Source organism: Falsiroseomonas sp. HW251, from assembly GCF_050563545.1.
GTDB lineage: Bacteria > Pseudomonadota > Alphaproteobacteria > Acetobacterales > Acetobacteraceae > Falsiroseomonas.
Genome location: NZ_JBNXUM010000004.1, coordinates 100942 through 112809 on the forward strand (window position 1 = coordinate 100942; position 11868 = coordinate 112809).

An 11868-nucleotide genomic window follows, 5' to 3' on the forward strand; every position below is an offset into this window, starting at 1 on the left:
TAGTTTCGCCCCAGGACGAACGAAAGCATGTTCAAGGGCATTCTCACCGGACTCAGCTGCGGCGCGGCGGTGGCCCTCGTGCTCCACGGCGTGGCACTGGCGTTCGAGGAAACCGCGGCGCGGCAGGGGGTCTTCCTGCGGCAGAACTTCGCGGTGTTCCCGCTCGAGCCATGGGTGCGGGTCGGCGCCCCGCTGTTTCTCGACCGCATGCTGTCCGGCGCCTTCTGGGGGGCGGCCATCGGGCTGCTGGTCTATTCCGGCCGCATGCCGCACCGCATGACCGGCTTCCTCTTCGCCGCCGTCGTGTGCACCGCGATCGGCTATTCCGTGGTGATCGATTCGACCGTCGGCCAGTCCTTCCGCTTCAGCCTGGTGAATTCGGGCGCGCTCGGCGCGCAGATCATGGTGAATGCGGCCTGGGGCTATCTGACGGGCGTGATGATGCTGTTCACCGACGCGCTGCGCATGTCGCTGCGCAACGACCTGCACAGCGCCCAGGGCACCGCGATCTTCTAACCCGCGATCGCTGAACGGCAGCACCGGCTCGGCCTTGCGCCGGCAGCCGGTCTGCGCCGCCTTGCCGCCGCGCCGGCGCATCCCCACCCTTGCCGACATGGACATGCCCCTTCTCCGGGTGAAGCCGGACCCGTCCGATCCCCGCCTGACCCGCCGCGTCGCGGGGCTCGATCACACCGGCGCCCGCATCGAGACCGCAGTGACGGTGGAGCGCCCGCTGACGCTCTATCTCAACGGCCAGGAGATCGTGACCATGATGACGATCCTCGACCGGCCGGAGGACCTGGCGCTGGGCTACCTGCTGAACCAGGGCATGCTGCGGCGCGAGGACGGCGTGACGGGCGTGGACTACGACGAGGATCTCGGCGTCGTCGTCGTCAGGACGGAGAGCCAGACCGATTTCGAGGCGAAGCTGAAGAAGAAGACGCTCACCTCGGGCTGCGCGCAGGGCACCGCCTTCGGCGATCTCATGGAGGATTTCGCGACGGTGCGGCTGGCGCCGGAGGCCAGGCTGCGCACAAGCTGGCTCTATCGCCTGCTGCACCGCATCAACACCCTGCCGAGCCTCTACCTCGAGGCTGGGGCGATCCATGGCTGCGCGCTTTGCTTCCAGGACCAGCCGGTCGCCTACATGGAGGACGTCGGGCGCCACAACGCCGTGGACAAGATCGCGGGCTGGATGTTCCGGGAGGCCGTGCGGCCCGAGGACAAGGTCTTCTACACGACCGGCCGCCTGACCTCGGAGATGGTGATCAAGACCGTGCGGATGGGCATCCCGATCCTGCTGAGCCGCTCCGGCTTCACGGCCTGGGGCGTCGAGCTCGCGCGAGAGGCGAACCTCACCCTGATCGGGCGCTGCAAGGGCAAGCGCTTCGTCGCGCTGGCCGGGGAGGAGCGGCTGATCCTCGACGCCGAGCTCGACCATGTGCCGGAGGAGAGTGCGAAGCACTGGCGCAAGAACAGCGCGGAGGCGCTGTCGGCCGATGAGGGCTGACACGGTAGCGCCGCAGGCGGGCGGAACCCTCGCCGTCGTCCTCGCCGGCGGGCTGGCGCGGCGGATGGGCGGCGGCGACAAGCCGCTCCGGACGGTGGGCGGGCGGTCGCTTCTCGACCACCTGCTCGACCGGCTGCGGCCGCAGGCAGCGGCGATCGTCATCAACGCCAATGGCGATCCCGCGCGCTTCGCGGCCTATGGCCTGGAGGTGATCGCCGATACCCTGCCCGGCCATCCCGGGCCGCTGGCCGGCATCCTGGCCGCGCTCGACCATGCCGCGGCGGCGCATCCCGCCCTGCCCTGGGTCGTCTCCGTCACCGGGGATGCGCCCTTCATCCCCTCCGACCTCGTCGCGCGCCTGCACGCGTCCCGCGCCGCCGAGGCGGTCCCGCTGGCCTGCGCGCGGTCGGCCGGCCAGGCGCATCCGCCGATCGGGCTCTGGCCCGTCGCGCTGCGGGGCGCGCTGCGCGCCGCGCTGCTGGAAGGCGAGCGCAAGATAGACCGCTGGACCGCGCGGCATGGCTGCGCCCATGCCGACTGGCCCGCCGAGCCCTTCGACCCCTTCTTCAACGCCAACGCCCCGGAGGACCTGGCCGAGGCGGAGCGCATCTTGCGCCTGGCCACCGCCCCCTCTACCTGACGAGGCAACGACCTCGGGGAGGCCAGCAAGCCATGAAATCCATCCTGCTCGGCGCGATAGCGGCCCTGATCATCGCCGCCTGCGCCTTCGCGGTGCTCGACACCAGCATGCAAGTCACGGCGGAGGAGCGCTTCACCACCGAGGGCGTGCGCCTCTGACGGCGTGACGGCAAGCCGTCGCATCCCGCCGGCGGAACGGCGGGCCCCGCCGGTCGTTACAGCAGCGTGAACGGCCATACCGATCCCCGCCGCAGCGTCGCCGCCCGCTTCGCAGCCTGGGCCTCCGGCGCCGCGCATGCGGTGGGGCGGCCCTGGGCCTTCCTGCTATCCCTCTCGGTGCTGGTAGTCTGGGCGATCACCGGCCCGCTCTTCCGCTGGTCCGACACCTGGCAGCTGGTCATCAACACCGGCACCAGCGTCATCACCTTCCTCATGGTGTTCCTGATCCAGAACACCCAGAACCGCGACGCCGCGGCGATCCAGGCCAAGCTCGACGAGCTCATCCGCACCAGCGCCGCGCAGAACGCCTATATCGGCATCGAGCGCCTGACCGAGGAAGAACTCGACGAGATCCGCAAGCGCTGCGAGGCGCGGGCGAAGGTGCTACGCAGCGTCGCCGACGTCGCGGAGGCCGCGGCGAACGACAAGGCGCAGGCCGCCGCGGAGCGCGCCACCTCCTGACCCGCGCTTGCCGGGCTTCTTCTCCCCGCGCATCCTCCGCGCCGGCGGCCGCGTCGCGCGCCGCACCCTTGGAGGAAACACCCGTGACACATCGCGTCCGCCCCGCGGCGCTGCGCCGTCGTGCCCTGCTGGCCGCCCTGCCGGCCGTCGCCCTGGCCGCGCCGCGCGGCGCCGGCGCGCAGCCTGCATCTGGGCGCCCCATCCGCTGGATCCTGGGCTTCGCCCCCGGCGGCGCGGGCGACATCACGGCGCGCCTGCTCGCCCCGAAGCTGCAGGACGCGTTGGGCCAGCCCGTGCTGATCGAGAACCGGCCGAGCGCCGGCGGCATCGTCGCCGCCGAGGCCGTGGCGCGCGGCGAGCCCGACGGGACGATACTGCTGCTGGTCACCAGCACCTCACCCACCGCGGCCGCCTTCTACAAGTCGCTGCCCTTCGACACGGAGCGCGACTTCGCGCCGGTCGGCATGATCTCGACCTTCGGCCACGTGCAGTTGGTCGCGCCGAACGCGCCCTGGCGAAACCTGACGGAGGTGATCGCGGCGGCGAAGGCGCGGCCGGGATCCATCAACCTCGGCTCCATCGCGGTCGGCACGGCGCAGCACCTCTCGGCCGAGCTGTTCCGGGTGATGGCGGGGATCCAGGCGGAGGTCGTGACCTATCGCTCGACGCCCGACCTGGTGAACGCGGTCGCGGCCGGCGACGTGCACCTGGCCTTCGAGACGCTGCCGCCGGTGATCGGCCAGATCGGGCCGGGCGGGCGGATCAAGGCGCTGTCGATCTCCTCGCCGCAGCGCTTCCCGGGCCTGCTCGACGTGCCCACCGCGATCGAGGCCGGCCTGCCCGGCTATGTCGCGGAATCCTGGAACGGCATCCAGGCGCCGGCCCGCACGCCGCCGGCCGTGGTCGAGCGGATCAACCGCGAGCTCAACCGCATTTTGGCGCAGCCCGACATCCGGGACAGGCTGCTGGCGCTCGGCCTGGTGCCGCAGCCCGGCACACCGCAGGCGCTGCAGTCGCGCCTGGTCGAGGAGATCGCGACCTATCGCCGCGTCATCGAGCAGGCCGGCATCGAGCGGCAGTAGGATCCATTACCCCCACCCCGACCCTCCCCCGCTTTGCGGGAGAGGGAGCGCTCGGCGCCACTGAACCCTCTCCGGCTTGCGGGGGCCGACGCACCGCGTCGGCGCCGGAGCGGTTGGCTTCAGCCAACAACGCGTAGGCTGGTGCCCGAGCGGAGCGAGGGCGGGTGGGGGTCCACGCGACAACCGAAACCGCATTACGGCCCGACGGCATCACCCCACCGCCGGCGGCGGCTTCACCCGCACCGGCATCCCGCGCAGCTCCGCCACGAAGTCGGCGAGATTCGCGCCGATCGCCTCCACCATCGCGCGGCCCTTCGCGGCCGTGGCGGTGGTGGGATCGCCGTCCACGCCCTGCCGCGCCTCGGTCCGCGCGCGGAACTCCTCGGGCAGCGCGGGCAGGTAGACGCTGTCGCCGTCCTGGCGCGGGTCCACCCCGGAATGGCCGCGCCGCGGCCTGCCGGTCTCTCGCGGGAGATGGCCGGGGACGAAGCCGCCCGGCGCCTTCGCCAAGTCGGTCAGATGCGGATAGTAGGCCAGCACCATCGAGATCTCGCTCTCGCCGGCATGCCCGTTGGTGTTGACCGGCCCGTCGCTGAGCGCGGCCACCGCATCCCTGGCGATCTGCCCGCAATCCGCGACCGCGACCAGCGCGCCCGTCGAAAGCCGCAACTTCACCGCCGCGATCTCCATCGGCGCCAGGTTGGCGGAGCGGTTGCCGTTCACCAGCACGATGCGTCGGAAGCCCTGGTGCAGCAGCGATTCCCCGATATCCACGGCGACGGCCGTCAGCGTCTCCGCCTTCAGCCCGATGCAGCCGGGATAGGCCATGTGGCCATGCGACCAGCCGTAATGCAGCGGCGGCGCGACCAGGCAGCCCGCGCGCTTCGCCGCGTCCTCCGCGACCTGGATTGCCCATCCCGTGTCGAGCAGCAGCGGCGCGAAATGCCCGTGCTGTTCCGTCGCGCCGATCGGCACCAGCACGACGTCGTCGCGCGAGAGCTGGTCCGCGACCTCGTTCCAGGAGAGTTCGTGCAACCAGACGCTGGGCCTGCCGGGCATGCGCTTCCTCCGCTCGATCTCGCGGCAGGAAAGCCCAGAAGTCGCCCGCCAGCCAGGGGGCGTCAGAACACCGCGCGGAAGGGCAGCACGCGCACGCGGTCGCCGGGGGCGACCTGCGTCACCGCCTCCGGCAGTTCGGCGAAGGCGTCGGATTCCGTCAGCGAGGTCAGCAGCCCCGCGCCCTCCCGCGGGTATTTGCGCGCGACGGGCAGGTCGTCGCCGAAGGCCAGCGACACCCGCAGGTATTCGCGCCGCCCGGCCTTCTTGCGGTAGGCGAAATCCGCTGTCGCGGCGAAGCGCGGCAGCGTCTCCTCCCCCGCGCCGGCGAGCCGCAGCACCATCGGCCGCGCGAGGTGGAGGAAGGTGACGACGGCGGCCACGGGATTGCCGGGCAGGCCGATCACCGGCGTCCCGAACCCCTCCCCGCCGCCGGCCGGGCGGACCACGCCCATCGCCGCCGGCCGGCCCGGCTTCACCGCGAGGCGCCAGAACACGAGTTTCCCGCCGGCCTCGATCGCGGCCTTCACATGGTCGGCCTCGCCGGTCGAGACGCCGCCAGAGGTGAGCAGCAGGTCATGCGCGGCGGCGGCCTCGCGCAGCGCGCGCGCGGTGGCGTTGGGGTCGTCGGGCAGGATGCCGAGGTCGGTGACCGCCGCCGGCAGGCCGCGCAGCAGCGCCATCAGCGTGAAGCGGTTGGAATCATAGGTGCGCGCGACGCCGAGCGCGGCGCCTGGCTCGGCCAGCTCGTCGCCCGTGCTGAACACGCCGACGCGCACACGCGGCCGCACGCCGACCGAGGCGAGGCCGAGCGCCGCGGTGAGCCCGATCTCCGCCGGGCCGAGCCGCCTGCCCTCCTCCAGCGCGACCTCCCCGAGGGCGACGTCCTCGCCCGAGGGGCGGCAATTCGCGCCGCGCTTCAGCCCAGGCGGCAGGATGACGGCGCCGGCTTCCTCCTTGGCGTCCTCCTGCATCATCACGGTGTCGGCGCCGTCGGGCATCGGCGCCCCGGTGAAGATGCGGATCGCGGTGCCCGGCGTGATGCCCGATGCCGCGGCGCCGGCCTGCACGCGGCCCGCGATCGCCAGGCGGGTCTCGCCGGCCGGCGATAGGTCGGCATGGCGGAAGGCGTAGCCGTCCACGGCAGCGTTGAAGAAAGGCGGCAGCGGGATCGGCGCGCGCAGATCCTCCGCCAGCACGCGGCCCGCGGCGTCACGCAGCGCGACGGGCTCGGCGCCCGGCAGCGGCGGCACGCGCTCCGCGATCAGCGCGAGGGCCTGTTCGACGGCGAGGAGCGGGCCGCCGAAGGCGAAGCAGTCGTCGCTGAGCTGGGCCATCGGTCGCTACCCCGCTGCCAGGAAGGCTTCCAGCGGCATCGCCCTGGCCAGCACGAGATCGGCGATGGCGGCGATGTCGTCGAGATGCGCGCGCGGCAGCGGACCGGGCGGCGGCGCGACGTCGGAGGCGATCGCCAGCACGAAGGGATCCTCGGGATGGATCCAGGGCTTGCCGTTGGCGCCGCGATGGACCTCGAGCTTCGGGTGGGAATCCCGCTTGAAGCCCTCCACGATCACGAGATCAACGGGATCGAGCCTTCGCAGCAGCGCCGCCAGCCCCGGCTCCGGCGCGCCGCGCAGCTCGCTCATCAGCGCCCAGCGGTTCGCGCTGGCCACCAGCACCTGGCGCGCGCCGGCGGAGCGGTGGGCGTAGCTGTCCTTGCCGGGGCGGTCGATGTCGAAGGCGTGATGCGCGTGCTTCAGCGTCGAGACCGCGATCCCGCGCGCGGCGAGCTCGGGGATCAGCCGCGTCATCAGCGTGGTCTTGCCGGCGCCGCTCCAGCCCGCGAGTCCGATCAGCCGCAAAGGGTTAGACCTCACTTCGTTGCTGGTGCCTCGGGAGGGGCGTTGCCCCTCCCGAACCCACCCCACCAAGGGTCAGTGGACCCTTGGAACCCATTCGCTTTAACGCCGGAGAGGGAGGAGGCACTACGGCCCCCTCCCTCTCCGGCGTTGAACTGATCGCGGTCCAGGGGCCCGCCGGCCCCTGGCGGGTGGGGTATCGGGGAGGGCAGCGCCCTCCCCGGGCCACCCCGCGCCGAAGCTAGTCCGCCCCCTGCGCCCGGGCGCCACGCGGGGCGGCGGCGCCGCGCGCCTTGCGCGTCTCCTCCTCGACCCAGCGGCCGTGGTGCTGCTTCGCCCAGTTCAGGTCCACCTGGCCGGAGCCCATCGCGTCGAAGGCGCCCTCCATCCCCGCGGAGCCGATATAGATGTGGCCGATCATCGCGGCGATCATCAGCACGGCCAGCAGCGCATGCACGATGTAGGCGACCTGCATGCCCGCGATGTCGGTGAACCAGAAGGGAAACAGCAGCACGAAGCCCGACGCCGCGACCAGCGCGCCGCCGAGGACGGTGATCCAGAACACCATCTTCTGGCCGCCGTTGAAGCGCCCGGCCTCGGGGTGGCCGTGGCCGACGAGCCCGCCGCCGGCCTTGAACCAGGCGATGTCGAGCCTGTTCGGGATGTTGTCCTTCACCCAGAGCAGGAACAGCAGCACCACGCCGAGGGCAAAGGGGAAGGCGAGGAAGTTGTGGGCGAACTTCCCCCACAGCGAGAGCGCCGCGAAGGACTCCGGCCCGATCAGCGGCAGGATCAGGAAGCGACCGAAGGTCAGGTTCAGGCCGCTCAGGGCCAGCACGACGAAGCTCCCCGCCGTCATCCAATGCGCGCCGCGTTCCAGCACGTTGAAGCGCTGGATGCTGTGGCCGGCCTTGCCACCATCGATTGGGATGCGGCCCTTGCCGAGGTAGAAGAGCGTGACGATGCCGAGCATGCCGAGCACGGCGATGCCGCCCACCCAGGACAGCACGGTGGTGCGGAACTCGCGCCACTCGCGGCCCTCAGGCTGGATCAGGCTCGCCGCGCGCTCGTCGGGGATGGAGATCCGCCCGGCGATGCGCCCGCCGGTCAACGCCTTCTGCAGCTCGAGCTCATCCGCGGTCGCGGTGGCCGGCACCGGGTTGGTCGGCGTGCCGCTGACGGGCCCGCCGAACTGCGCGGCCGCCGGCAGCGCGGCGACCAGGCCGAGCGCCAGCGCCAGTGCGGGGAGGAGGCGTGCGATCATCGCGATCATCCTCACACGCTGTCCGAGGTCTTGTAGGCGGTCCGCCAGCCCCAGGCGCCCGAGCCATAGCCGCGGGTCTGGACGCGGGTGCGGTAGATCTCGGCGATGATGTCGCCGTCGCCCGCCAGCAGCGCCTTGGTCGAGCACATCTCCGCGCAGAGCGGCAGCTTGCCGTCGGCGAGCCGGTTCGCGCCGTACTGCACGTATTCCGCGCTGGACTGGTCGTCCTGCGGGCCGCCGGCGCAGTAGGTGCACTTGTCCATCTTGCCGCGGCTGCCGAAGTTGCCGACGCGCGGATACTGCGGCGCGCCGAACGGGCAGGCGTAGAAGCAGTAGCCACAGCCGATGCAGGTGTCCTTGTCGTGCAGCACCACCGCATCGGCGGTCGTGTAGAAGCAGGACGTCGGGCACACCGCCGCGCAGGGCGCATCGGTGCAGTGCATGCAGGCCATGGAGATCGAGCGCTCGCCGGGCTTGCCGTCGTTGATGGTCACGACGCGGCGGCGGTTGATGCCCCAGGGAACCTCGTGCTCGTTCTTGCACGCGGTGACGCAGGCGTTGCACTCGATGCAGCGGTCGCTGTCGCACAGGAACTTCATGCGGGCCATGGTCAGGCGCTCCTGATCTGGCAGAGCGTGACCTTCGTTTCCTGCATGAAGGTCACGGGATCGTAGCCGTAGGTGGTCACGGTGTTGACGCTCTCGCCGAGCACGATCGGGTCGGTGCCCTGCGGATACTTCGCCCGCTGGTCCACGCCCTGGAACCAGCCGGCGAAGTGGAAGGGCATGAAGGCGACGCCCGGCCCGACGCGTTCGGTCACCAGCGCCTTCACGCGGGCCTTGCTGTTGCTTTCGGGGCCGGTGACCCAGACCCACTGCCCGTCGCGGATGCCGCGCGCGGCGGCGTCGCGCGGATTGATCTCGACGAACATGTCCTGCTGGAGCTCGGCCAGCCACTTGTTGGACCGCGTCTCCTCGCCGCCGCCCTCGTATTCCACCAGGCGGCCGGAGGTGAGGATGATCGGGAAGTCGCGCGCGACCTCCCGCGAGCGGTTCTGCACGGTGACGCCGAGATGCGGCAGGCGGAAGCCGCGCCGGTCGGGCAGCGTCGGGAACTGCGCGAGCAGATCCAGGCGCGGCGTGTAGATGGGCTCGCGATGCACCGGCACGGGGTCCGGCAGGTTCCACGCGACGGCGCGCGCCTTGCCGTTCCCGTAGGGCACGCAGCCATGCTCCATGGCGACCCGGATGATGCCCATCGACAGGTCGGTCGCCCAGGAGAAGTTGCCCCCGTTCGCCTCGATCCAGCCCTTCTCCTCGGCGGTCAGGTCGTCGTACCAGCCGAGGCGGCGCAGCACGGCCGTGGTGAATTCGGGATAGCCGTCGCGGATCTCCGAACCCTCGGACCAGGAGCCCTCGGCGAGCAGCGTCTGGCCGTTGCGCTCCACGCCGAAGCGCGGGCGGAAGGTGCCGCCGCCCTGCTTCACGTGCAGCCGCGTGTTGTAGAGGACGTGGCTGCCGGGGTGCCGCCACTCCGCCTTGCCCCAGCAGGGCCAGGGCATGCCGTAGAAGTCGCCGGCGACCGGCGTGCCCTCGCGGCCGCGCAGGGTCACGATGTCGAACTTGTCCTGGTGCTCCATGTGGAGCTTGAGGCGCTCCGGCGACTGGCCGGTGTAGCCGGTGGAGAGCGAGCCGCGGTTGATCTCGCGCAGGATGCTCTCGGCGGTCGGCGCGTCGTTCCTGATCTCCATGTCCTTGAACATGTCGTCGCGGAAGCGGATCGGCATGTTCCGCCGCGCCGCCGCGCGGTCCATGGCGGTCACCAGGCGGTACATCGCCTCGTAGTCGTTCTTCGATTCGAAGATCGGATCGACGATCTTCGCCCCCCACTGCACCGAGCGGTTGGACGCGGTGCGGCTGCCATCCGCCTCGAACGACGTGCAGATCGGCAGGAGGTAGGTGCCATTGCGCCGGCCCGACAGCACGGAGAAGGTGGTGGGATGCGGGTCGGCGACGACCAGCAGCTCCAGCGCTTCCAGCCCCTTCACGGCTTCGGGCATGCGGGTAACTGTGTTGCCGCCATGGCCGAAGACCATCATGGCCTTCAGCCGGTCGCGCTGCTGGATCTGGTCCTTCGGCAGGGTGACCGCATCGAAGTAGCGCGTGGTCGGGATGCCGGGTGCGGCCATCATCTCCGCGCTGTCGAAGCGGGCGCGGAGGTTCTCGTAGGGCACGCCCCAGACGCGCGCCCAATGGCGCCAGGCGCCCTCGTCGAGGCCGTAGTAGCCGGGCAGCGTGCCGACATCGAGGCCGAAGTCGGTCGCGCCCTGCACGTTGGTGTGGCCGCGGAAGATGTTGGCCCCCGTGCCCGGCGCGCCGACATTGCCGGTGGCCAGCAGCAGGATCGAATAGGCGCGGACGTTGGCCGTGCCGACGGTCTTCTGCGTGGCGCCCATGCACCAGATCAGCGTTGCCGGCTTCTGCGTCGCGAACAGCTCCGCGACCTTGCGGAGCTGGTCGCCCGGCACGCCGGAGACGCGCTCGACCTCGGCCGGCGTCCACTTCGCGACCTCGGCGCGGATCTCCTCCATGCCGTAGACACGCTGGGCGATGAACTCCTTGTCCTCCCAGCCATTCTGGAAGATGTGCCAGAGCATGCCCCAGATCACGGGGATGTCGGTGCCCGGGCGGATGCGCACATGCTCCGTCGCGTGGGCCGCGGTGCGGGTGAAGCGCGGGTCGATGACGATGAGGTTCGCGCGGTTCCTCTCCTTGCCCGACAGCACGTGCTGCAGGCTGACCGGATGCGCCTCCGCGGGGTTGCCGCCCATGATGATCATGGTCTTGGCGTTGCGGATGTCGTTGTAGCTGTTGGTCTGCGCGCCGTAGCCCCAGGTATTCGCGACGCCGGCGACCGTCGTGGAGTGGCAGATGCGCGCCTGGTGATCGACGTTGTTGGTGCCCCAGAAGGCGGCGAGCTTGCGGAAGAGATAGGCGCCCTCGTTGGTGAACTTGGCGCTGCCCAGCCAGAACACGCTGTCGGGGCCGGAGGCCGCGCGGACCTCCATCAGCTTCTCCGCGATCTCGGCCAGCGCGGTGTCCCAGGTCGTCCGCTGCCACTGGCCGTCCACCAGCTTCATCGGGAACTTCAGCCGCCGGTCGCCATGGACGAGCTCGCGCACCGCGGCACCCTTGGCGCAATGCGTGCCGCGGTTGATCGGGCTTTCCCAGGTCGGTTCCTGCCCGACCCAGACGCCGTTCTGCACCTCGGCGGTGACGGTGCAGCCGACCGAGCAGTGCGTGCAGAGGTTCTTGATGCGCGTGACGGGCCGGCGGTGGTCCTGCACGCCGGTCGCGGCACCCGCCGCCATCGCCCGTGTCGGCGCGATCGCACCGAGGGCGGCGAGCCCCGCGCCGGCCAGGCCGGCCTGGCGGAGGAAGCCGCGGCGGTCGAGCCCGCCGGAGGAAAGGCCCGCATAGGCCGAAGCGAGGCGCTGCCGCGCGGCGCGACCCTCGGAGCGCTTGATCAGCATGGTCCCTGCCCCCGCTTCAGGTTTCGTAGCGGTTGGTGCGGTAGAAGGCCTGCACGTCCGCGGCGTCGGCGCGGTAGCGCGCGGCGATGCGCTGGCCCTCGTTCTCCTTCCGCGCGTCGCGCGCGGGCACGCTGTCGGCGCGCTGCGCGATCGCCGGCGCGGCGGCCGCCGCTGCGGTGCCGATGCCCAGCGCCTTCAGGAACCCCCGTCGCAGCGATGCACGATCCCCCCTCGCCATCGTCGTC

13 protein-coding genes are annotated in these 11868 nt (G+C 71.3%); 6 read left to right on the forward strand and 7 right to left on the reverse strand.

The window, feature by feature from the left end:
* Window positions 1-27 precede the first annotated feature (27 nt).
* The 6 genes from ACLF3M_RS05850 to ACLF3M_RS05875 all read left to right on the forward strand — a co-directional run bounded on the left by ACLF3M_RS05850 (window position 28) and on the right by ACLF3M_RS05875 (window position 3912).
* Window positions 28-516 (forward strand): hypothetical protein, encoded by a 489-nt coding sequence (locus tag ACLF3M_RS05850; RefSeq protein ID WP_430655926.1) that lies wholly within the window; start codon window positions 28-30, stop codon window positions 514-516.
* Window positions 517-613: 97 nt separating this feature from the next.
* Window positions 614-1510, forward strand: coding sequence for a formate dehydrogenase accessory sulfurtransferase FdhD (gene fdhD / locus ACLF3M_RS05855; protein ID WP_430655927.1), 897 nt, complete (start codon window positions 614-616; stop codon window positions 1508-1510).
* On the forward strand, window positions 1500-2150 hold the full coding sequence (gene mobA / locus ACLF3M_RS05860) for a molybdenum cofactor guanylyltransferase MobA (protein WP_430655928.1): 651 nt from the start codon (window positions 1500-1502) through the stop codon (window positions 2148-2150). The genes fdhD and mobA overlap by 11 nt, the downstream gene beginning before the upstream one ends.
* 32 nt (window positions 2151-2182) lie before the next feature.
* Window positions 2183-2308: a hypothetical protein gene (locus ACLF3M_RS05865; protein ID WP_430655929.1), complete on the forward strand. Its 126-nt coding sequence runs from the start codon at window positions 2183-2185 to the stop codon at window positions 2306-2308.
* A gap of 66 nt (window positions 2309-2374) precedes the next feature.
* Window positions 2375-2830, forward strand: a complete 456-nt coding sequence (locus ACLF3M_RS05870; RefSeq protein ID WP_430655930.1) for a low affinity iron permease family protein — start codon at window positions 2375-2377, stop codon at window positions 2828-2830.
* 83 nt (window positions 2831-2913) lie between these two features.
* Window positions 2914-3912, forward strand: a complete 999-nt coding sequence (locus ACLF3M_RS05875; RefSeq protein WP_430655931.1) for a Bug family tripartite tricarboxylate transporter substrate binding protein — start codon at window positions 2914-2916, stop codon at window positions 3910-3912.
* Between the two features lie 210 nt (window positions 3913-4122).
* On the opposite strand, the gene ACLF3M_RS05880 is transcribed toward ACLF3M_RS05875, so the two are convergent.
* From ACLF3M_RS05880 to ACLF3M_RS05910, 7 genes are all read right to left on the reverse strand, one after another.
* Window positions 4123-4971 (reverse strand): creatininase family protein, encoded by an 849-nt coding sequence (locus tag ACLF3M_RS05880; RefSeq protein ID WP_430655932.1) that lies wholly within the window; start codon window positions 4969-4971, stop codon window positions 4123-4125.
* Between the two features lie 62 nt (window positions 4972-5033).
* Window positions 5034-6305: a molybdopterin molybdotransferase MoeA gene (locus ACLF3M_RS05885; RefSeq protein WP_430655933.1), complete on the reverse strand. Its 1272-nt coding sequence runs from the start codon at window positions 6303-6305 to the stop codon at window positions 5034-5036.
* Between the two features lie 6 nt (window positions 6306-6311).
* The gene (gene mobB, locus ACLF3M_RS05890; RefSeq protein ID WP_430655934.1) at window positions 6312-6830 is read right to left on the reverse strand and encodes a molybdopterin-guanine dinucleotide biosynthesis protein B; all 519 of its coding nucleotides are present in this window, start codon (window positions 6828-6830) and stop codon (window positions 6312-6314) included.
* 238 nt (window positions 6831-7068) lie between these two features.
* Window positions 7069-8091: a formate dehydrogenase subunit gamma gene (locus ACLF3M_RS05895; protein ID WP_430655935.1), complete on the reverse strand. Its 1023-nt coding sequence runs from the start codon at window positions 8089-8091 to the stop codon at window positions 7069-7071.
* Between the two features lie 11 nt (window positions 8092-8102).
* Complete coding sequence (fdh3B, locus tag ACLF3M_RS05900) at window positions 8103-8699, reverse strand: formate dehydrogenase FDH3 subunit beta (protein ID WP_430655936.1); 597 nt, start codon at window positions 8697-8699, stop codon at window positions 8103-8105.
* Window positions 8700-8701: 2 nt separating this feature from the next.
* Window positions 8702-11623, reverse strand: coding sequence for a formate dehydrogenase subunit alpha (locus tag ACLF3M_RS05905; RefSeq protein ID WP_430655937.1), 2922 nt, complete (start codon window positions 11621-11623; stop codon window positions 8702-8704).
* A 16-nt stretch (window positions 11624-11639) separates the two neighbouring features.
* On the reverse strand, window positions 11640-11861 hold the full coding sequence (locus tag ACLF3M_RS05910) for a twin-arginine translocation signal domain-containing protein (protein WP_430655938.1): 222 nt from the start codon (window positions 11859-11861) through the stop codon (window positions 11640-11642).
* Between the last annotated feature and the right edge of the window lie 7 nt (window positions 11862-11868).

What these genes read in the sequence shown, in the direction of transcription:
- ACLF3M_RS05850 (WP_430655926.1), top strand. Translation starts at nt 28, where the DNA reads ATGTTCAAGGGCATTCTCACCGGACTCAGCTGCGGCGCGGCGGTGGCC.
- fdhD (WP_430655927.1), top strand. Translation starts at nt 614, where the DNA reads ATGGACATGCCCCTTCTCCGGGTGAAGCCGGACCCGTCCGATCCCCGC.
- mobA (WP_430655928.1), top strand. Translation starts at nt 1,500, where the DNA reads ATGAGGGCTGACACGGTAGCGCCGCAGGCGGGCGGAACCCTCGCCGTC.
- ACLF3M_RS05865 (WP_430655929.1), top strand. Translation starts at nt 2,183, where the DNA reads ATGAAATCCATCCTGCTCGGCGCGATAGCGGCCCTGATCATCGCCGCC.
- ACLF3M_RS05880 (WP_430655932.1), bottom strand. Translation starts at nt 4,971, where the DNA reads ATGCCCGGCAGGCCCAGCGTCTGGTTGCACGAACTCTCCTGGAACGAG.
- ACLF3M_RS05885 (WP_430655933.1), bottom strand. Translation starts at nt 6,305, where the DNA reads ATGGCCCAGCTCAGCGACGACTGCTTCGCCTTCGGCGGCCCGCTCCTC.
- ACLF3M_RS05895 (WP_430655935.1), bottom strand. Translation starts at nt 8,091, where the DNA reads ATGATCGCACGCCTCCTCCCCGCACTGGCGCTGGCGCTCGGCCTGGTC.
- fdh3B (WP_430655936.1), bottom strand. Translation starts at nt 8,699, where the DNA reads ATGGCCCGCATGAAGTTCCTGTGCGACAGCGACCGCTGCATCGAGTGC.
- ACLF3M_RS05905 (WP_430655937.1), bottom strand. Translation starts at nt 11,623, where the DNA reads ATGCTGATCAAGCGCTCCGAGGGTCGCGCCGCGCGGCAGCGCCTCGCT.
- ACLF3M_RS05910 (WP_430655938.1), bottom strand. Translation starts at nt 11,861, where the DNA reads ATGGCGAGGGGGGATCGTGCATCGCTGCGACGGGGGTTCCTGAAGGCG.